This window comes from Maritimibacter sp. 55A14, assembly GCF_003122205.1.
In the GTDB taxonomy this organism is placed as follows: Bacteria; Pseudomonadota; Alphaproteobacteria; order Rhodobacterales; family Rhodobacteraceae; genus QEYE01.
This window is the reverse complement of the sequence record NZ_QEYE01000005.1, coordinates 91790-110681: the sequence shown is the minus strand read 5'-3', so window position 1 is coordinate 110681 and position 18892 is coordinate 91790. Positions and strand designations below refer to the sequence as shown.

The following is an 18892-nucleotide window of genomic DNA, read 5'->3' as shown; positions in this document are numbered from 1 at the left end:
CACGCCGTCCCGCAGACGGCATCCGGCGGCGGGCGCGGGATCATGAGTATTTTCGGAAAGGCGAAGCCGCAGGTCGGGCGTGACTCGGGGACGGGCCGCGCTATGATCCGGGACGAGAAAGGAGCGCGAGCCATGATCCGCCTTGCCCTTGCCGCCTGCCTTGCCTTTCTGCTCCCCGCCGGCGTTGCGGCGCAGACGCGCCAGAGCCATTGCGTCGCGCTTGCCGATGCCGCGCCCGGTATCGTCTATCTCCATCATTCCGCCTTCGGCGCGCCCTTGGGGCGTGACCGGGTGAGGCTGAACTATGTGGGTCATGCGACCTTCGTGCTGGAGACGCCGGAGGGTATCGTCGCGGCCACAGACTATACCGGCACGCTGGGCTATGGCGACATAGTACCCGATGTCGTGACCATGAACATCGCGCATTCCAGCCACTGGACGTCGAGCCCCGATCCGCGCATTCCCAACGTCCTGCAGGGCTGGGACGTGGCCGGGGAGCCGACGCTGCACCATCTGGAACTGGGCGATCTGCTGGTGCGCAACGTGCCCACCGATATCCGCGGCGGATTCGAGGGGCGGCGCAACAACGGCAACTCGATCTTCGTCTTCGAGGTGGCGGGGCTTTGCATCGGTCATCTGGGGCATCTCCATCACGAGCCCAGCCCCGAGCAATACGCCGCACTGGGCCGGCTCGACGTGGTGATGGCGCCCGTGGATGGCGGCTTCACGATGGCACAGGAGGCGATGATCCGCGTGCTGGGCGAATTGCGCGCCTCGGTCGTGCTGCCCATGCACTGGTTCGGTGAGAGCAACCTGCGGCGCTTCCTGGCCGGCATGGAGGCGAAGTTCGAGATTGTGGAGAGCGGCGAGAGCGCGCTGGAGATATCGCTGCGCGAACTGCCGGAGCGGCCCGTGGTCCAAGTGCTGCGTCCGCACTTCTTGGCCGGGCCGCTGGAGTGACCCGCGCCCGCGACACCCGTCCCGACAGGACCGTTCCATGACGCTCGCCCCGGTGACCGAGGATTTCGCCCGCCGCCTGCGCGGGCTGCTGCCCGAGGCGGCCTTCCGCGACTACGCCCCCGGATACCGGGAGGAGCCGCGTGGGCGGTTCCACGGCGCCGAGGCGCTGCTGGTGGCGCCCGCGAGCGCCGCCGAGGTGGCGGAGGTCGTGCGCGCTTGCGCGGCGGCCCGAGTGGGGATCGTGCCGTATGGCGGGGGCACCGGGCTGGTGGGTGGCCAGATCGTGCCCGAGGGTCCGAAGCCGGTGCTTCTGTCGCTGGAGCGGATGCGTACAATCCGCGAGGTGCGTGCAGGCGAGAACACGCTGGTGGCCGAGGCGGGCGCGGTGCTGGCCGACGTGCAGCGCGCGGCGGAGGAGGCCGGGCGGCTCTTCCCGCTCTCCATTGCCTCGGAGGGCTCGGCGCGGATGGGTGGCATCCTTTCGGCCAATGCCGGGGGGGTCAATACGCTGCGCTACGGCACTGCGCGCGCGCTCTGTCTCGGGCTCGAGGCGGTACTGCCCGACGGCGCGATCTGGCACGGGTCGACGCGGCTGCGCAAGGACAATGCCGGCTATGACCTGCGCGACCTGCTGATCGGGGCGGAGGGCACGCTGGGGATCATCACCGCGGCCTCCATGAGGCTGCATCCGCGCCCGGCGGCCATGCGCGCGGGCTTCGTCGCGGTGCCCGACCCGCAGGCCGCGCTTCGGCTGCTGGCGCTGGCCGACGAGCGGCTGGGCGGCGCGGTCTCGGCCTTTGAACTGATCCACCGGCAGAGCTTCGATTTCCTGACCGAGACGATGCCCGACCTGCGCCAGCCCTTCGACGCGGCGCCGGACTGGGCGGTGCTGATGGATATCGGCGCGCCGGCGGCGCTCGACGTGGATGCGGCGCTGGAGCGGCTGGTGGAAGAGGCGACCGGGGCGGGGCTGATCCTCGACGGGGTCCTCGCACAGTCGGAGGCGCAGCGGGCCGAATTCTGGGCTCTGCGCGAGGCGATACCGGAGGCCAACCGGCGCATCGGGTCGGTCTCCTCGCACGATATCTCGGTGCCGCTGGGCGCGATCCCGGACTTCATCGAATGCGGCCGCGCGGCGGTGGCGCGGATCGGGTCCTTCCGGATCAACTGCTTCGGGCATGTAGGAGACGGCAACCTGCATTACAACGTCTTCCCGCCAAAGGGCGGTCGCCGCGCGGATCACGAGGCCGTGCGCCCGGCGATCAAGCGTGCGGTTCATGACCTGGCGCATGAGTTGGGCGGGTCGGTCGCCGCCGAGCACGGGATCGGGCGGCTCAAGGTCGAGGATCTGGAACGCTATGGCGACCCGGCCAAGCTGGCGGCGATGCGGGCGATCAAGGCCGCGCTCGACCCGGCCGGGATCATGAATCCGGGCGCGATGCTGCGCTGAACGAGCCGGGCGCGGAGGTCGAACGCCCCATCCGGGGGCGGACGGGGCGTTCTGGTCTCATATGCAAGCAGCGCCGGCCAGGTGCCGACCCTCACGGTCTAGCCCGGTTTCCTTACCAACAGGTTATCAGGCCCCGGAAAATTCGCAGAGGTGGTGGACCGACATGCCCAGCCGCGCCAGCCGGCCCCGCCCGCCCAGATCCGGCAGGTCGATGATGAAGGCGCAGCCCACGACTTCGGCCCCAAGCCGCTCGATCAGCCGGATGCCGGCCTCCGCGGTGCCGCCAGTGGCCAGAAGATCGTCGACCAGCAGCACCCGCTCGCCCGGCTCCAGCGCATCGTCGTGGATTTCCATCACCGCCTCGCCATATTCGAGCTGATATTCCTCGGCGATGGTCGGACCCGGCAGCTTGCCCTTCTTGCGCACCGGCACGAAGCCCACGGAAAGCTGGTGCGCGATCGCGCCGCCCAGGATGAAACCGCGCGCCTCCAGCCCCACGACCTTGTCGATCCGCGTGCCCGCATAGGGGTGCAGCAACTGGTCGATCGCGATGCGGAAGCCGCGCGCATCGGCGAAAAGTGTGGTGACATCGCGGAACATGATCCCGTCATGCGGGAAATCGGCGATGGTGCGGATGTAGTCCTCGACGCGTTTGGTCTTTTCCATCGGTATGTTCCGGTCCTGTCCTGTCCCCGGCCTTTTCTTTCGCCGATCCGCCGCGCGCCTGCAAGGGCTCAGCCGCCGGCGCGCTGCTGCGCCACGATCTGCGAGAGTGTCTCCACCAGCCAGAGCACCGCAAGGAAAGCCAGCACGCAGACCACCAGATTGACGAGGCTTTGCAGCAGCCGCTGCCAGCGCCGCGCCGGGTTGGGCACCACGCGCAGTTCGGGCCGCAGCAGGAAGCGGGCGGCCAGATAGGCGAAGAGCAGCGCGGCGAGCGCCCAATAGAGCGCCTCCAGAACGGGCGCGCCGTAGCTGTCGGCCAGGAATCGCACGAAGCCCACCACGATGACCCAGCGGATGACCTGGAAGACCTCGTCGGTCAGTTCCTCGATGAAACGGCCCAGCCGCGCCCGGCGGTCCTGGTCGGTCATCAGGTCGAGCCAGCGCAGCATCGCGGCGCGTCAGCCCGGCGCGCGGCGCAGGGTGGCGGTCATCACCCCCATGCCGATCAACGCCGCACCGCCCGCGCGGGTGAGGCCGGTGATGACGGCAGGCCGCCGGATCGTGGCGCGCAGCCTGTCGGCGGCCAGCGCATAGGCCAGCGCGTTGAGCGCGGCGAGTCCCACGAAAGTGGCGACGAGGACGGCGAATTGCGGGGCGAGTGGCGCGTCGAGCGTCACGAATTGCGGCACGAAGGCGATGAAGAAGGCGATGGATTTCGGGTTGAGCGCGGTGACGGCCGCGGCATGGGCAAAGACCCGGTTCGCGCTGCTGTCGCCGGGCGCCTGCGCCTCCAGTCTGCCGGCACGCGGCGCACGAAGGAGCCTGATTCCCATCCAGACCAGGTAGGCCGCGCCGATCCATTTGAGAACCGTGAAGAGCGTGGCCGAGGCGAGGACGAGGGCGCCGAGCCCTGCAAGCGAGGCCGTCATCGCGACGAGATCGCCAAGCGCCACGCCTGCGGCACAGGACAGCGCCACCTGGCGGCCCTGACTAAGCGCGTAGGAAAGCACCAGAAGAACCGTAGGGCCGGGGATCAGCAGCAGCGCCGTGGAGGCGGCGACGAAGGCGAGCCAGAGTTCGAGGGACATGAAGCCGTTCCTTATCAATGAGCCGGGTGTCAGCCCGCTGCGGTTTCGCCCAGCACCCGCCCCGCCACCGCGTCGAGTCGGGCCACGAGCGCCGGGTCGCGGGCCTCGGGCGCGGTCAGGATGGCGAAATCGAGCGCCCGGTCGCAGCCATGCGGGCAGGGGGTCCGGTCCGGTCCCAGAAGGCCCGGCAGCCCGGCGACCAGCGCCCGCGCCTTGCCCGCATTGCCGGTCAGTGTCGCGATGATGTCCGAGATGTCGACCTCGCCGTGATGCGGGTGCCAGCTGTCGTAATCGGTGATCATGGCGACCGAGGCGTAGCAGAGCTCGGCCTCTCGGGCGAGCTTGGCTTCCGGCATGTTGGTCATCCCGATCACGTCGGCGCCCCAGGCTTCGCGATACATTCGCGACTCCGCCAGGCTGGAGAATTGCGGCCCTTCCATCGCCAGATAGGTGCCGCCCCAGTGCACCGTGACCCCTGCGGCTTTCGCGGCGGCCTCGCAGGCGTCGCCCAGCCGCGGACAGGTCGGATTCGCCAGGCTCACATGGCCCACGCAGCCGCGGCCGAAAAAGCTCTTCTCGCGCGACACGGTGCGGTCGATGAATTGATCGACGATGACGAAATCGCCCGGCGCCAGCTCCTCGCGGAACGATCCGCAGGCCGAGACCGAGATCACGTCGGTCACGCCCAGGCGCTTGAGCGCGTCGATATTGGCGCGGTAGGGCACCGAGGAGGGGCTGTGCACATGCCCGCGCCCGTGCCGCGGCAGGAAGGCCATCGCCACCCCGTCGAGCGTGCCGGTCAGCACCGCGTCCGAGGGCGTGCCGAACGGGCTTTCCACCTGCCGCCATTCGGCGTCCTTCAGCCCGTCGATCTCGTAGACACCGCTGCCGCCGATCACGCCGATCATCGTTTTCATGAAATGCCTCCGCCCGGATTGCCGTCGGGCGAAGGCTAGGCGTTTCGCGGGCCGAGGGGAAGGCCCGGCAGGCCCGATCACCGGCTTGTCAGCCGGCCAGATGTGCGACCGCCTCGTCGGTGCTCCAGACGGCGTTGGCCATGTATCGGAAATTGGTCAGCGCGGCCAGATAGCCGTCGCCCTCGGGCAACATCGCGGCGGCGGTGGCGTCTTTGACCACAGCCACCTCGAACCCCTGTTCCAGAAGCTCACGCATATGGCTTTCGGTGCAGAGATTGGCCGACATGCCTGCCAGGATCACCTGGTCCACGCCCTGCTTGCGCAGTTGCAGAACCATGTCGTTCGTCTCCGGTCCGTAGACCTTGTGGGGCGAGCAGATGATCGTCTTGCCGTCGTGGATGTAGGGCTCGTACTGCGGCATCCAGTCCGCGCCGGAGCCCTCGAATCCGTCCATCGTCAGCGGACCCTCGCGGTCAAACATGCCGATCTTGTGCATCAGCTTTTCCAGCGCGCCCTCGAATTTCCAGCCATGATCGGTCGGATAGTAGTAATGCGGCGAGATCGCCACGGTGAGGCCCGCGGATTTCGCGGCCTTGAAGAGCCGCTCGATGTTGCCCACCGTTCCGTTGCGCTCCACGCTCGCGCCGACAACGCCCCAGGTCACGCCGTCTGGGCTCAGGAAGTCGATCTGCGGGTCGGTTACGACCAGCGCGGCGCGCGTGAGGTCCAGTTCCATCGTGCTGGGCGGCAGTGCGGGCTCGGCGGGGTCGGCATAGGGATCCGTCTGGGCCGCGGCGCGCTGCGTGGCGGCCAGGCCGGCGGCGGCGGCGCCGACGCCCGTGGCAAGCGCCTGGCGGCGGTTGAGATGCGGCGCGTCACGGCGGCGGTCTTCGTGGTCCGAACACATGGTCTCTCTCCATCGGGTTGTTGAACAGGTCCTATACATAGCCGGAGCCATGTGCCCCTCCGTCCGGAATACGTGCCATGAGAGTCTTTCTGCGTGCCCTGAAGGCCGATCCGTGCCAGTCATGCCCGCATGAAAGCCGTCCATGCTCCTGACAGCCCGGACCTGCTCGACCGGCTGGAAATCGTCGCCGACCCATTCGCGCTCTGCGAATTGCGTGGGGCCTGTTCGCTGGGGCTGGGCCGCGATGGCGGGGCGACGGTGCATTACGTGCTCTCCGGCTCGGGCCGGTTTCTCTTCGGCCGGGGCGAGAGCCTGCCGATCCGTGCCGGGAGCCTCGTGCTGGTGCCCGCCGGGCTCGCCCACAGCCTGCGCAACACTGGCGATACGGGGCCTGCGCGCCCGCCCGCCTGCGCGCCCGCGGAATTGCGGCTGGCCCATCACATCGCCGGGGCGGGGGCCGCCGGTCCGGACCGGATGGTCGCGATTTGCGCCCATGCCACCGTCTCGCTGCGCGGCACCTACGGGATCGTCGACCTGCTGCGCGCCCCGATCCACTCCAATGCCGACGAGGCACCGGGGCTTGCGGCGGGGGTCGAGGCACTGCTGGCGGAGCTTGCAGATCCGGCGCCGGGCAGCCGGGCGATGATCCGGGCGCTACTGCTGCAATGCGTGATCCGGCTCTTCCGCGCGCGCCTCCGTGCCGGCGATCCGGTGATGCGCTGGATGCCGCTTCTGGCCGATTCGCGCCTCCGCCCGGCGCTCGACGCGCTCCTCGCCGATCCCGGCGCGCCGCACGGGATCGAGAGCCTTGCCGCCCGCGCGGGCATGAGCCGGTCGAGCTTCGCGGCACGGTTTGCGGCACTCCACGGCACGGGGCCAATGGAGTTCCTGCGCGCCCTGCGCCTGGCGCGCGCGGCCAGCCTGCTGATCGCAGGCTCCGAGCCTGTGGACCGGGTGGCGCAGCGCGTCGGTTTCGCCTCGCGCAGCGCGTTCACCCGCGCCTTCACCGCCCATCACGGCGTCTCGCCCGCCGCAATGCGCCGCGCCGCAGGCGGGGTGGGGTCATAGTTCGTGCAGATACGCCTCGGGATCGCGCAGGCTGAAGCTTCCGTAATAGCTGCCGGCACCCGCATCCTCGAGTTCGAAATCTTGATAGCGCGCCAGTATCTCGTCGTATTTCTCGTCCAGAACGGTGTTTCCGGCCTCCAGGTGTGTCACGCAGCCCAGCCCGGTCTTGTGCGCCGGGAGAATGTCGATCTTCAGATCCGGTCGGTACTCCATCAGCACCGCCATCACCTTCCAGACATCGCCCGTCCAGGGGCGGCGCAGCTTCTCGTAATAGGCGGTGTCGCGCGTCGTCATGGCATAGTTGAACGGGCAGACATCATGCAGGCAGATGATCCCGTCGCGGCCCATTGTCTTCTCGGCATTCATGAAGTCGCGCAGCGCGAACTCGAAGAGGTGAAGCCCGTCGATGAAGGCCAGATCGGGGCGGATGCCGGCTTTCTGCAGAAAGCCGCTGGCGAAGAAATCGTCGCTCGTCATCTGCATGAAATGCATCTGCGGCGCGCCGTTGAAGACCGGGGCTTTGATCGCGAAAAACGGGTCCACGGCGACGAAATTGCATTTGCGCTGCGCGATCGAGGTGCCGCTGCGCGAGCCGATCTCGAGATACCAGTCGATCCCGCGCCGCGCCTCGATGGCGCCCAGCACCTCGGTATAGCGCATCCCGTCGATCTTCGGGAAATCGGGATGCTGTTCATGCCCGGGTTTGGGCCGTCCTAGTCTCATTGCGCCTTCACTCCCAGTTCCGCGAGGATGTCCTCGATCTGAGCGGCGAGCGCCGGGGCGCTCACCCTCTCTGCGACCGAGGCCATGACCTGCAATCCGCGCCGCCATTCCGGCCCGCCGAAATCGTCCTTCGCCCGCGCCAGCGTCTCCAGTATCTCCACCTCGCCACTGCCCTCGATCAGATAGGGATAGTCCGGGCCGAGGAACTCCACCGCGTCCGGGGCCTGGCGGTTGACGATGATGTTGGACTTGCAGAGCGCGGCGTTGAACCCCTTGGTGAAGGGCTTGATGACCTTGCTGTCGGGCACGTCTTCCCGGCGCACGCCATAATGGAAATTGAACTCCGGCAGGCGGACGATCTGCCGGGCCATCTTGCGGGTCGTGTCGGCCTCCAGAAAGGTCACCTCCTTCAGGATCGCTTCGCTCAGACAGGTCACCTTGCGGTGGCCGCAATAGACCGCGCGGAACGAGTCCGGCCCGCCGAACGCCATGCCGTAGAGCCGGGCGTCGGGATTGTGGAGCAGCAGCATCGCCTTGCCGCCGATCATCGGGCGCTCGGCCTGTATCGCTTCCAGCGCCGCCTTCTGCGCATGCGAGGTGCAGATATGGATATCGGCCCCCGCTGTCGCGATAGTGCTCAGGTCGCGGTCCACATGGTCGAAACAGACGCCCGCCGCCTTACGCTGAAGCCGCAGCGCGTTTTCGGGCGACAGATCGCGGGTGCAGAACTTGGTGACGAAATAGACGCCGCCCGGTGGCTGTTGCGCCACCCAGGCCCGCTGCAGACCCGGAACCAGCCCGGAGGGCATGGCCAAAAGACCGAACTCGTACCTCCCGTCAAGCTGCGACTGCGCGATCTGGCAGAGCTGATGGGCACGCATCATCGTGCTCCCGCGTTTCAGCTTGGTACGCGTGTAGACGAAGTGAATTTTCTGCTTGTTCGGCAAATGAAACCGTATCCGTCACCCTATGCGGGCAACATATGCCAACTCCGCGGCAGCCTGTCGATAGAAAAGCCGGCCCGGCCGGGCGCGACCCGTTCAGCCCTCGCCCGGCCGGCTCAGGCTGAACACCTCGCGCACCACGGTGTAGTCGCGGTAGCCCAGCCGCGACAGTGGGTTGAACCGGGTGATGTCGAAAATGCCGTCCACCAGGCAATTGTCGCGCAGATGCACGCCCGTTACCTCGCCGAAGACCACGAAATTCGCCTCGCCTCTCAGCTTCACGATCTGGGTGACGCGGCATTCCAGATTGGCCGGCGCATCGGCGACCCGCGAACAGGGGATCGTCTCGCATTCGGCGCGGGTGATGCCGGCCAGTTCGAACTCGTCGGTATCGCCGTCATAGGCTCCCGAGGTCAGGTTCATCGCCTCCTTCGCGGCCTCCTCCACAATATTGACGCAGAAGACGCCCGCCGCCTCGATATTCGCGACGCTGTCCTTGGTGTGCCCGCGATCCTCCTTGGCGGAGGTGGAGGCAAACATCACCTGCGGCGGCACATAGGCCACGGCGTTGAAAAAGGAATAGGGCGCCAGGTTCTCCCGCCCGTCGGTCCCGCGGGTGGAGATCCAGCCGATCGGGCGCGGCGTGACCACGGCGTTGAACGGGTTGTGCGGCAAACCGTGGCCATCGGCGGGACGGTAGAACATGAAGCGGCTCCTTTTGATATTTGCCCAAGACCTAGCGCGCGTGCTAGGGGCGTTGCCAGTCAAAAACACAATCTCCCGGGGGCAGGGTGGTCCGGCTGCATCAGGAAACGCCAGAAGACTGGTGGGAGGTCGAGGCGCTCTATGACCTCAGCTTCGCGCCGGGGCGCGAAGCGCTCTCCTCCTACCGGCTGCGCGAGGGCGTGGCGCCGGTGGCGGGGCTCTGCCTGGTGGCGCGCGACGAGTATGACGCGGTGGGCGGTGCGATCCGTTGCTGGCCGGTGCGCGTAGGCGGCCGGCCGGTGCTCCTGCTGGGCCCAGTCGCGGTGCACCCCACGCGCCAGGGCGAGGGGCTGGGCGCGCTCCTCATCCGCGAGAGCCTCGCGCGCGCCCGCGCGCTGGGCTGGCACTGGGTGCTGCTGGTGGGCGACGCGCCCTATTACCGGCGCTTCGGTTTCGCCCGCGCCGAGGGCGTGGACTTCCCGCCGCCCACCAACCCCGACCGCGTCCTGATCGCCGCGTTGGACCCCGATCCCGGCCCGCCACCCCAGGGTGCGGTCGCGCCCTGGACGGGCTGACCACCCCCGGCTTTCTTCTTGCCCAAAGTATCCCGGGGTCCGGGGCAGCGCCCCGGCCTTGCCCGCGCGCAGCTTCAGCTCTGCGCGTTCAGCCACTCCATCACCGCCGGGCGCACCGATTGCACCCCCTCGGCGCGGGCCTGGTCGATGGCGGCGCGCACCTGGCTCAGATCGGCTCGCCTGAGCAGGCTCTTGACCGGCCCGATGGAAGCCGGGCGCATCGACAGCGTGCGGATCCCGATCGCCGCGAAACAGAGTGCCTCGATCGGTCGCCCGGCATCCTCGCCGCAGAAACTCAGATGCGTGCCGGTCTCCGCGCAGCGTTTGACGATCATTTCGAGCAGGTTCAAGAAGCTCACGTTCAGCGTGTCGTAGCGCTTGCGCACGCGCTCGTTCTCGCGATCGGCGGCGAAGAAGAACTGCTTGAGGTCGTTGCCGCCAATGGAGATGAAATCGGCCGTCTCGAAGAAGCAGCGCGGCGCGAAGACCATCGAGGGCGTCTCCAGCATCGCGCCGATCTCCAGCGTCTCGGGCAGGACATGGCCCAGCGCGCGCTCGCGCTCGATCTCGTCGAGCAGGAAGCGCCGGGCGTCGCCGAACTCCTGCACCTGCGCGATGAAGGGGAACATCACCGACAGCGGCCGCCCGGCGGCGCCGCGGATCAGCGCCTGCAACTGCATTCGCATGACCCCCGGCTTGTCGAGCCCGACGCGGATCGCGCGCCAGCCGAGCGCCGGGTTCGGCTCGTCCTCGCGCTTCATGTAGGGCAGCACCTTGTCGGAGCCGATATCGAGCGTGCGGAAGACCACGCGCTTTCCCTGGGCCGCGTCCATCACCCGGCCGTAGAGCGCCGCCAGCGCCCCGCGCCGCGGCACGGTGGTACGGGTGAGGAACTGCAACTCGGTGCGGAAGAGCCCCACGCCCTCGGCGCCCGAGCCCGGCAGGCTGGGCAGGTCGGCCATCAGCCCGGCATTCATGTGCAGCGCGATGCGGACCCCGTCGCGGGTCTCGGCGGGCTTGTCGCGGATCGAGGCATAGCGTTCCTGCGCCTGTTCCTGCATCGCGATCTTGTCGAGAAAGGCGGCGGCCACGGTCTCCTCGGGGCGCAGATGCACGAGGCCCTGATCGCCGTCGACCAGGATCGGATCGCCGTTCAGCGCCTCGGTGGTGATCCGGTCGGCATGGATAATGAGCGGAATGGCCAATGCACGCGCGACGATGGTGGCGTGGCTGCCGACCGAGCCCTCCTCCAGCACCACGCCCTTGAGCGCGCGGCCGTACTCAAGCAACTCGCCCGGTCCGATGTTGCGCGCCACAAGGATCGGGTCGCCAGGCATCTCGTCGAGGCTGGCGCGCCCCTTGCCGGTCAGAAGCCGCAGCAGCCGGTTCGAAAGGTCGTCGAGGTCGTGCAGCCGTTCGCGCAGATAGGCGTCGGGTACCCGGTTCATGCGCGCGCGCGCCGCCGATTGCTCCTTCTCCACCGCGGCCTCCGCCGACAGGCCGCGGGCGATATCCTCCTCCATGCGCCGCACCCAGCCCTTGGAATTGGCGAACATGCGATAGGCTTCCAGAACTTTGGTATGCTCTTCCCCCGCGCCGCCCATCGTCGCCGACAGCATGTCGTCGATATTGCCGCGCAGGTTGTCCATCGCCTCGTGCAGGCGCGCGCATTCGGCCTCCGGGTCGTCGGCCACGGGGTTGGAGACGACGACACGCTGCTCGTGCAGCAGGACATGCCCGATGGCGGCGCCTTCCTGCCCGGTGCCGCCCTGGATCATCACCTGCTGCTGGTGGCGCGCGGCCATCGCTGCGCCCTCGCCGACGAAGGCGCCCAGTTCGGCCATCTCCGCCAGCACCATCGCGACGACTTCCAGCGCATAGACCTCGTCGCCGGAATAGTCGCGCGTGCCGCGCGACTGCACGACGAGCACGCCCAGCGTCTCCCCAAGCCTCTGGATCGGCACGCCGAGGAATGTCGAGAAGCTCTCCTCGCCGGTCTCGGGCATGTAGCGGAAGCCGCGCTCGGCCGGCGCGTCGGGTGTGTTGATCGGGGTGGCCTCACCCGCCACGCGGCCGACGAGCCCCTCGCCCACGCGCAGCCGCGTCTGGTGCACGGATTCGGGCTTCAGCCCCTCGGTGGCGCACAGTTCCAGCGTGTCCGAATCACGCAGCAGGTAGATCGAGCACACGTCCGTGCCCATCGAATCGGCGATCAGGCTGGTGATTCGATCCAGTCGCTGCTGGCCCTCGCCCTCATCGGCGAGGGTATCGCGCAAGCGGCGCAGCAGCCTGCGGGAGTCGCGGTCGGTTGTCTCGGGCATGGCCCTCGTCTCGATCCGTTGTCAGGCGGACTTCTCCAGTCCGAACGCATCATGGAGCGCCTGAACCGCAAGTTCCATGTATTTCCGGTCGACCAGAACGGAAATCTTTATCTCGGAGGTTGAAATGACCTTGATGTTGATCCCCTCTGCGGCGAGCGTGCGGAACATCGTGGCGGCCACGCCGGCATGGCTGCGCATGCCGATTCCCACGACGGAGACCTTGCAGACCTCGGTATCGGCGATCAGTTCGTGGAAATTGACCTCGCCTCGGTCGCGCGTGCCCTGCATGGCCTTCTGCGCGCGACCAACCTGATCGACCGGGCAGGAGAAGGTCATGTCGGTGCGCCCTTCGTCCGAGATATTCTGCACGATCATGTCCACGTTCACGCCCGCATCTGCCAGCGGCCCGAAGATCGCCGCGGCGATGCCGGGGCGGTCGGCCACCGAAACCAGTGTCATTTCCGCTTCGTCGCGGGAATAGGCGACGCCCGAGACAACGTTGCTCTCCATGATTTCCTCCTCGCCGCAGACAAGCGTTCCGGGCTCGTCGCTGAAGCTTGAGCGCACCTGAAGGCGCACATTGTAGCGCATCGCCAGTTCGACCGACCGGGTCTGGAGCACCTTGGCCCCGAGCGAGGCCAGCTCCAGCATTTCCTCGAACGCGATCCGGTCGAGCTTGCGGGCCTTTTCGGTGATCCGCGGATCGGTGGTATAGACACCGTCCACATCGGTGTAGATGTCGCAGCGCTCCGCGTCGAAGGCGGCGGCAAAGGCCACCGCCGTGGTGTCCGACCCGCCGCGCCCCAGCGTGGTGATCCGGCCCTCGGGCGAAATGCCCTGGAAGCCCGCGACCACCGCCACGCGCATGCCTTCGCGGAACTTGGTGTCGATATTGGCGCGCGGTATCTCCTCGATCCGCGCCGCGCCGTGGGCCGATGTCGTCCTGAGCGGCACCTGCCAGCCTTGCCAGCTTCGCGCCGGCACGTCCATTTCCTGAAGCGTCAGCGCCATCAGCCCCGCGGTCACGTTCTCGCCGGAACTGACCACCGCGTCGTATTCGCGCGCATCGTAGAAGGGCGATGTCTCGCCGACCCAGGAGACCAGCTCGTTGGTCTTGCCGGACATCGCCGAGACGATGATGATCACGTCATAGCCGGCCTCGACCTCGCGCCGGACCTTCGCGGCGGCGTTCCTGATCCGGTCCAGATCGGCGACGGACGTGCCGCCGAATTTCATAACCAGAAGCGGCATGGCGCGGTCCCCGGAGCTGCCGTTCAAATCCGCCTGTCTCTTACGCGGGGCGTGCGGGAAGGGCAAGCGACAGGATGTCCTGCCGGGGTGTAATGGATCAGATCGAGAGCAACATGCTGTAATCCCTGCCGCATCCGACCAGGATCAGGGCTTAGCGCAAGTACACCCACATCGCCGGCCGTCGCGGCGGGCTGGCGATCGCGCGGCGGCCTGCGGCCTTGCGCCTGTGGCGAGCACCGTCAGGCCCGCCGCACCCCGCTCAGTTCGTCTTGCGGGTCGCGGCGAAGGGCAGGGGGGTGAAACGGATGCCCTCTTCGGTCAGGGCGCGGGCCTCATCGACCCGTGCCTCGCCGTGGATCGCGCGCCGCTCGGACTCGCCGGCATGGATGCGCCGGGCCTCGGCCGCGAACTCGCCGCCCACGTAATCCGATTCCGCTTCGATGCGCCGGCGCAGTTCGACCAGCGCCTGTTCGGCGGGGCTCGCGGGTGTGCTGAGCGGCCCCGGCGTGGGTCCGTCCGGGGCGGGCGCGGCGTCGCGCGCGGGCCGCACCCGCGGCGCCATCACCGCCTTGGCCACCCGGTCCGAGCCACAGATAGAGCAGGCGACCATGCCGCCGGCCAGCAGCTTGTCGAAGGCGTCGCCCGACCGGAACCAGCTTTCGAACTGGTGGTCCCTGTCGCATCGAAGGGTGTAGCGGATCATCCTGTCTTCCCGAACATCCTGTGCCGGATAGATATACGATGCCGGGCGTTTATCAATACCTTGCACCGCCCCCCGCGGCATCACCCCCGCGCGGTGCGCCCGGCGAAACTGCGGATGATCTCGGCAAGCTCGGGTTCCTTTACCTTGGCGGCGGCCTTGCGGGCGGAGAACCACTTGCGCTTGCGCTCGCTGGCTTCGGGATAGTCCTTGAGGACCTCCCGCACCTCAAGCGCGAAGACCGCCACGACGCAGGGCAGCGCGTCCTCGACCATCTCCTTCTGATAGGAATAGAGACCGATCACCTCGTCGCGCATCCGGCCCAGTACCCCGGCTTCCTCATAAGCTTCGCGGGCGGCGGCGGCGGCGGGGGTCTGGCGGTCCATCGGCCAGCCCTTTGGCACCAGCCAGCGTCCGCTTTCGCGGCTCGTCACGAGCAGCACCTCGATGCCCTTGCGTCCGTCCCGTGGGCGGTAGCAGAGCGCGGCGAATTGCGTGCGCACGTCATGCTTGCGCGCGCCGCGCGTCCGGATGGGAAGTTGCGGAACTCCTGTTGCCTTTACCATCTGCCCGTTCGTTTCTGCCGATGCGCGCCCCGCGCCCGTTTTGGCAACGATACGCGATTTGCTCGGCCGTTCCAAGCGTGCAGGAGCGCGTGCGGGGTGCGGTGGCGCCCTACCTCGCCCGGCGGTCGCGGCGCGAGGACATCGGCTGGAACGCCACGCCGACATGGGCCTCGCAATAGGGTTTTCCGGACTGGCAGGGCAGCCCACAGAACCAGAAATCCTCGGTCGCGGGGTCACCCACGGGCCATTTGCAGGTCCGTTCGGTCAATTCCATCAGCGTCAGCTTGCGAGCCTTTTTCTCCACCTCGCGCACGGTGGCCAGCGCCTCGGGGCTGATCTCGTTGGCCGAAGGCTGCGGCGGCAAGGGCTGGCCCGCGCTGACGATCGGCTTGCGGGCGGGCGCGGGGGAAGCGGGCTTGGCCGGCGCCTCGGCGGGGGCCTGCGGCGATGCGGGTTTGGCGCCGGTGGATTTGGGCTTCGCAGCCTCCTTGCGCGGAGCGGCTGCCGCGGCGTCCTCCGCCGCGGGTTTGGCGCTGCCGCCAGTGGCGCGGTTGGACAGGCCCAGCCGGTGCACCTTGCCGATCACCGCATTGCGGGTGACGCCGCCAAGTTCCTTGGCGATCTGGCTGGCGCTCTTGCCGTCAATCCACATCTTCTTGAGCAGCTCTACGCGTTCATCGGTCCAGGACATGGGTCCCCTCAACTCTTCATTGACGCGCGACGCCGGTCTCCCGGCTGCGCCCGTGTCGTTCCGTCCATCCCAGGAGAAATCCGAGGTCTGCCTATTGTAACCACCGGACGGTCGGATACAAGGTGCGCAACACCGAAATCCTGGAGCAAGCATGGCACATTCGCCGGAAACAGCCGCCATGGGCGTCCGCCGCTTCGGCCGCGTCAACTGGATGGGGCTTCTGACGCTCGCCGAACGCGAGATCCGCCGCTTCACCGCAGTCTGGACGCAGACCCTTCTGGCGCCGCTGGCGACGGCGGGGCTTTTCCTGCTGATCTTCGATCTGGCGCTGGGCGCGCGGCGCGGAGAGCTGATGGGTGTGCCCTTCGTGCAGTTCCTCGCGCCGGGCATCCTGATGATGCAGGTGATCCAGAACTCGTTCGCCAATACATCCTCATCGATCGTGATCGCCAAGGTGCAGGGCAACATCGTCGATACGCTGATGCCGCCGCTCGCCCCGTTGGAGCTGGTGCTGGGCTATGTGGCGGGCGGCGTGGCGCGCGGGCTGCTGGTGGCTTGCGCCGTGGCGCTGGTCTTCTTCCCCTGGCTGGGGCTGGGCGTGGCGCATCCGTTCTGGGCGCTCTGTTTCGCGGTGCTGGGCGCCGCTTTCATGGCGGTGATCGGCATCATGGCGGGCATACTGGCCACGAAATTCGACCACATGGCCGCGATCACCAATTTCATCGTCACGCCGCTATCCTTCCTCTCGGGCACCTTCTATTCGATCGAGACGCTGCCGCCGCTGATGCAGACGATCTCGCATCTCAACCCGGTGTTCTACCTGATCGACGGGATGCGCTACGGGGTGCTGGGCACCTCGGATGTCAACCCCTGGGCGGGGGTCGGCGTCGCGCTCGCCGCTATCCTCACAGTCGGCGCGCTGGTCTGGCGCTGGTTTGCCAGGGGTTACCGGCTGAAGTCGTGAGCCGCCGCGGCCGACACCGCACCATACCGGCGCGCCGCTGGGCCGCGCCCTGCGCCGACGGGCCCATGTGCATGGCCGCGCGCCGCCCTTCCGATTGACTTTCCTGCCGCGCTTTGCGCACATCCCCTATTCAGACCTGTCCCGAGGAGCGATCAGATGATCCCTGCCGTCCTGCCGACCTACAACCGCGCGCCCCTGAGCTTCGTGAAGGGAGAGGGCTGCTGGCTGGAGGAGGCCGACGGTACCCGATACCTGGACATGGGTGCTGGCATCGCCGTCAACGCGCTGGGCCATGCCCATCCGGCGCTGGTCGAGGCGCTGACCACGCAGGCCGGACAGCTCTGGCATACCTCGAACCTCTACCATATCCCCGCGCAGGAGAAGCTCGCCGAGGTACTGGTCGAGGCGACATTCGCCGATACGGTCTTCTTCACCAACTCCGGGACCGAGGCGCTGGAGCTTGCCGTCAAGATGGCGCGCCGGTACTGGTTCGACCGGGGCGAGCCGGAGCGCACCGAGATACTGACCTTCGAGGGCGCGTTCCACGGCCGCTCCACCGCCGCCATCGCGGCTGCGGGCTCGGAGAAGATGACCAGGGGCTTCGGCCCGCTGATACCAGGCTTCCGGCAATTGCCCTGGGGCGATCACGATGCGCTCTACGCCGCGCTCGAGGACGCGCCGGCCGCGGTGCTGATCGAGCCGGTGCAGGGCGAGGGCGGCATCCGCCCGCTGCCAGACCAGTGTCTCAAGGGGCTGCGCGACGCCTGCGACAGCACCGGCGCGCTCCTGATCCTCGACGAGGTGCAATGCGGCATGGGGCGCACTGGCCGGCTCTTTGCCCATGAATGGGCGGGCATTACGCCCGATATCATGATGGTGGCCAAGGGCATCGGCGGCGGCTTCCCGCTGGGCGCGGTGCTGGCGACCGAAGCCGCGGGCAGTCCGATGGTGGCGGGCACGCATGGCTCGACCTATGGCGGCAACCCGCTCGGCTGCGCTGTCGGCGCGAAGGTGATGGAGATCGTCGCCGATTCGGAGTTCCTCGACACCGTGGGCCGCAAGGCGGGCGCGCTGCGCCAGCGGCTCGAAGGGCTGGTCGCAAGCCACCCGGAGATTTTCGAGGAGGTGCGGGGCGCCGGGCTGATGCTGGGGCTGAAATGCAAGGCCGCCAATACCGACGTGGTGCAGGCGGGCTACGGCGCGCATCTGCTGACCGTGCCGGCGGCCGACAACGTGTTGCGGCTCCTGCCCCCGCTCACCATTTCCGACGACGAGATCGCCGAGGCGGTGGCGCGCCTCGACCGCGCCGCCACGTCGCTTGAGCGCGGCGATGGCTGACCGCACCGGCCCTGCCTTTCTTCTTGCCGGAAATATCCCGGGGGTGTGGGGGCTGGCCCCCGCCCGTGCAACGACAAAGCGAAGCGAGACGACATGAATCATTTCCTCGACATCCACAAGACAGATCGGGACGAGCTTAGGGACATCATCGACACCGCGCGGGCGATGAAGACCGCGCGCGCCGGGCGGCCGCGCGGCACGCCCGACGACGCGCAGCCGCTCGCGGGGCGCATGGTCGCGCTCATTTTCGAGAAACCCTCGACGCGCACCCGCGTCTCCTTCGATGTCGGGGTGCGGCAGATGGGCGGGCAGACGATGGTGCTCTCGGGCAGCGAGATGCAGCTCGGTCATGGCGAGACCATCGCCGACACGGCCCGCGTCCTGTCGCGCTATGTGGACATGATCATGATCCGCACTTTCGACGAAAGCGTACTGCTGGAGATGGCGGAGTATTCCGACGTGCCGGTGATCAACGGGCTGACCGACCGCACCCATCCCTGCCAGATCATGGCCGACGTGATGACATTCGAGGAGCACCGCGGGCCCATCGCGGGGCGCAAGGTGGTCTGGTCGGGCGACGGCAACAATGTCTGCGCGTCGTTCCTGCATGCCGCCGGGCAGTTCGGCTTCGATTTGACCTTCACCGGCCCGCCGCCGCTCGACCCCGAGCCGGTCTTCGTCGAGGCGGCGCGCAAGGCCGGCAGCCGGGTGGAGATCGAGCGCGACCCGATGAAGGCGGTGGCGGGCGCCGACCTTGTGGTGACCGACACCTGGGTATCGATGCATGACAGCCAGTCCACCAAGGAACGGCGGCACAACCTGCTGCGCGGCTACCAGGTCAACGACCGGCTGATGGCCGCGGCCAAGCCCGACGCGCTCTTCATGCATTGTCTGCCCGCGCATCGCGAGGACGAGGCGACGAGCGCGGTCATGGACGGGCCGCAATCGGTGATTTTCGACGAGGCGGAGAACCGGCTGCACGCCCAGAAGGCCATCATGCGCTGGTGCCTGGGCGTGTGAAAGGGGGCTGCCCGCCCCCTCTGGCCCGGTGCCCGGGC

20 protein-coding genes are annotated in these 18892 nt (G+C 68.0%); 7 read left to right on the top strand and 13 right to left on the bottom strand.

Annotated features, from left to right (window positions below; translation table 11 throughout):
• Positions 1 to 132: 132 nt before the first annotated feature.
• Positions 133 to 960, top strand: a complete 828-nt coding sequence (locus DDZ14_RS05945; protein WP_109424029.1) for an MBL fold metallo-hydrolase — start codon at positions 133 to 135, stop codon at positions 958 to 960.
• A 37-nt stretch (positions 961 to 997) separates the two neighbouring features.
• The gene (locus tag DDZ14_RS05940) at positions 998 to 2410 is read left to right on the top strand and encodes an FAD-binding oxidoreductase (RefSeq protein ID WP_109424028.1); all 1413 of its coding nucleotides are present in this window, start codon (positions 998 to 1000) and stop codon (positions 2408 to 2410) included.
• A gap of 126 nt (positions 2411 to 2536) precedes the next feature.
• Here DDZ14_RS05940 and DDZ14_RS05935 read toward each other — a convergent pair whose 3' ends face one another.
• The 5 genes from DDZ14_RS05935 to DDZ14_RS05915 form a co-directional block, all read right to left on the bottom strand.
• Positions 2537 to 3076 carry an adenine phosphoribosyltransferase gene (locus DDZ14_RS05935; protein ID WP_109424027.1) on the bottom strand — a complete coding sequence of 180 codons (540 nt, stop codon included), beginning with the start codon at positions 3074 to 3076 and terminating at the stop codon, positions 2537 to 2539.
• A 68-nt stretch (positions 3077 to 3144) separates the two neighbouring features.
• Positions 3145 to 3525: a hypothetical protein gene (locus DDZ14_RS05930; protein WP_109424026.1), complete on the bottom strand. Its 381-nt coding sequence runs from the start codon at positions 3523 to 3525 to the stop codon at positions 3145 to 3147.
• Positions 3526 to 3534: 9 nt separating this feature from the next.
• Entirely contained in the window at positions 3535 to 4164 is a 630-nt protein-coding gene (locus DDZ14_RS05925) for a LysE family translocator (protein ID WP_109424025.1), read from the bottom strand.
• 29 nt (positions 4165 to 4193) lie between these two features.
• Complete coding sequence (locus DDZ14_RS05920; protein ID WP_109424024.1) at positions 4194 to 5081, bottom strand: S-methyl-5'-thioadenosine phosphorylase; 888 nt, start codon at positions 5079 to 5081, stop codon at positions 4194 to 4196.
• Positions 5082 to 5169: 88 nt separating this feature from the next.
• Positions 5170 to 5988 carry a cysteine hydrolase gene (locus DDZ14_RS05915; RefSeq protein WP_109424023.1) on the bottom strand — a complete coding sequence of 273 codons (819 nt, stop codon included), beginning with the start codon at positions 5986 to 5988 and terminating at the stop codon, positions 5170 to 5172.
• Between the two features lie 129 nt (positions 5989 to 6117).
• On the opposite strand from DDZ14_RS05915, the gene DDZ14_RS05910 reads away from it, so the two are divergent.
• Positions 6118 to 7056 (top strand): AraC family transcriptional regulator, encoded by a 939-nt coding sequence (locus DDZ14_RS05910; RefSeq protein ID WP_109424022.1) that lies wholly within the window; start codon positions 6118 to 6120, stop codon positions 7054 to 7056.
• Here DDZ14_RS05910 and DDZ14_RS05905 read toward each other — a convergent pair.
• The 3 genes from DDZ14_RS05905 to DDZ14_RS05895 all read right to left on the bottom strand — a co-directional run bounded on the left by DDZ14_RS05905 (position 7051) and on the right by DDZ14_RS05895 (position 9428).
• Positions 7051 to 7779, bottom strand: a complete 729-nt coding sequence (locus tag DDZ14_RS05905; protein WP_146193096.1) for a class I SAM-dependent methyltransferase — start codon at positions 7777 to 7779, stop codon at positions 7051 to 7053. The two genes, DDZ14_RS05910 and DDZ14_RS05905, sit on opposite strands and share 6 nt — an antisense overlap.
• Positions 7776 to 8660: a hypothetical protein gene (locus DDZ14_RS05900; protein ID WP_146193095.1), complete on the bottom strand. Its 885-nt coding sequence runs from the start codon at positions 8658 to 8660 to the stop codon at positions 7776 to 7778. Before DDZ14_RS05900 ends, DDZ14_RS05905 begins: the two co-directional genes overlap by 4 nt.
• A 159-nt stretch (positions 8661 to 8819) precedes the next feature.
• On the bottom strand, positions 8820 to 9428 hold the full coding sequence (locus DDZ14_RS05895) for a flavin reductase family protein (RefSeq protein ID WP_199221296.1): 609 nt from the start codon (positions 9426 to 9428) through the stop codon (positions 8820 to 8822).
• Positions 9429 to 9514: 86 nt separating this feature from the next.
• Here DDZ14_RS05895 and DDZ14_RS05890 point away from each other — a divergent pair, with 86 nt between their 5' ends.
• Positions 9515 to 10003 (top strand): GNAT family N-acetyltransferase, encoded by a 489-nt coding sequence (locus DDZ14_RS05890; RefSeq protein ID WP_109424019.1) that lies wholly within the window; start codon positions 9515 to 9517, stop codon positions 10001 to 10003.
• 74 nt (positions 10004 to 10077) lie between these two features.
• Here DDZ14_RS05890 and ptsP read toward each other — a convergent pair whose 3' ends face one another.
• From ptsP to DDZ14_RS05865, 5 genes are all read right to left on the bottom strand, one after another.
• Positions 10078 to 12324 carry a phosphoenolpyruvate--protein phosphotransferase gene (ptsP, locus tag DDZ14_RS05885; protein ID WP_109424018.1) on the bottom strand — a complete coding sequence of 749 codons (2247 nt, stop codon included), beginning with the start codon at positions 12322 to 12324 and terminating at the stop codon, positions 10078 to 10080.
• 21 nt (positions 12325 to 12345) lie between these two features.
• Positions 12346 to 13575, bottom strand: coding sequence for an aspartate kinase (locus DDZ14_RS05880; protein ID WP_109424017.1), 1230 nt, complete (start codon positions 13573 to 13575; stop codon positions 12346 to 12348).
• 259 nt (positions 13576 to 13834) lie between these two features.
• Positions 13835 to 14278 (bottom strand): DUF1178 family protein, encoded by a 444-nt coding sequence (locus DDZ14_RS05875; RefSeq protein ID WP_109424016.1) that lies wholly within the window; start codon positions 14276 to 14278, stop codon positions 13835 to 13837.
• An 80-nt stretch (positions 14279 to 14358) separates the two neighbouring features.
• The gene (locus DDZ14_RS05870) at positions 14359 to 14841 is read right to left on the bottom strand and encodes an NUDIX hydrolase (RefSeq protein ID WP_109424015.1); all 483 of its coding nucleotides are present in this window, start codon (positions 14839 to 14841) and stop codon (positions 14359 to 14361) included.
• A gap of 109 nt (positions 14842 to 14950) precedes the next feature.
• The gene (locus DDZ14_RS05865; protein ID WP_109424014.1) at positions 14951 to 15532 is read right to left on the bottom strand and encodes a GcrA family cell cycle regulator; all 582 of its coding nucleotides are present in this window, start codon (positions 15530 to 15532) and stop codon (positions 14951 to 14953) included.
• Between the two features lie 151 nt (positions 15533 to 15683).
• On the opposite strand from DDZ14_RS05865, the gene DDZ14_RS05860 reads away from it, so the two are divergent.
• From DDZ14_RS05860 to argF, 3 genes are all read left to right on the top strand, one after another.
• Entirely contained in the window at positions 15684 to 16496 is an 813-nt protein-coding gene (locus DDZ14_RS05860) for an ABC transporter permease (protein ID WP_233252497.1), read from the top strand.
• Between the two features lie 156 nt (positions 16497 to 16652).
• The gene (locus DDZ14_RS05855; RefSeq protein WP_109424013.1) at positions 16653 to 17834 is read left to right on the top strand and encodes an aspartate aminotransferase family protein; all 1182 of its coding nucleotides are present in this window, start codon (positions 16653 to 16655) and stop codon (positions 17832 to 17834) included.
• Between the two features lie 93 nt (positions 17835 to 17927).
• Complete coding sequence (argF, locus tag DDZ14_RS05850) at positions 17928 to 18854, top strand: ornithine carbamoyltransferase (protein ID WP_109424012.1); 927 nt, start codon at positions 17928 to 17930, stop codon at positions 18852 to 18854.
• Positions 18855 to 18892: the final 38 nt, after the last annotated feature.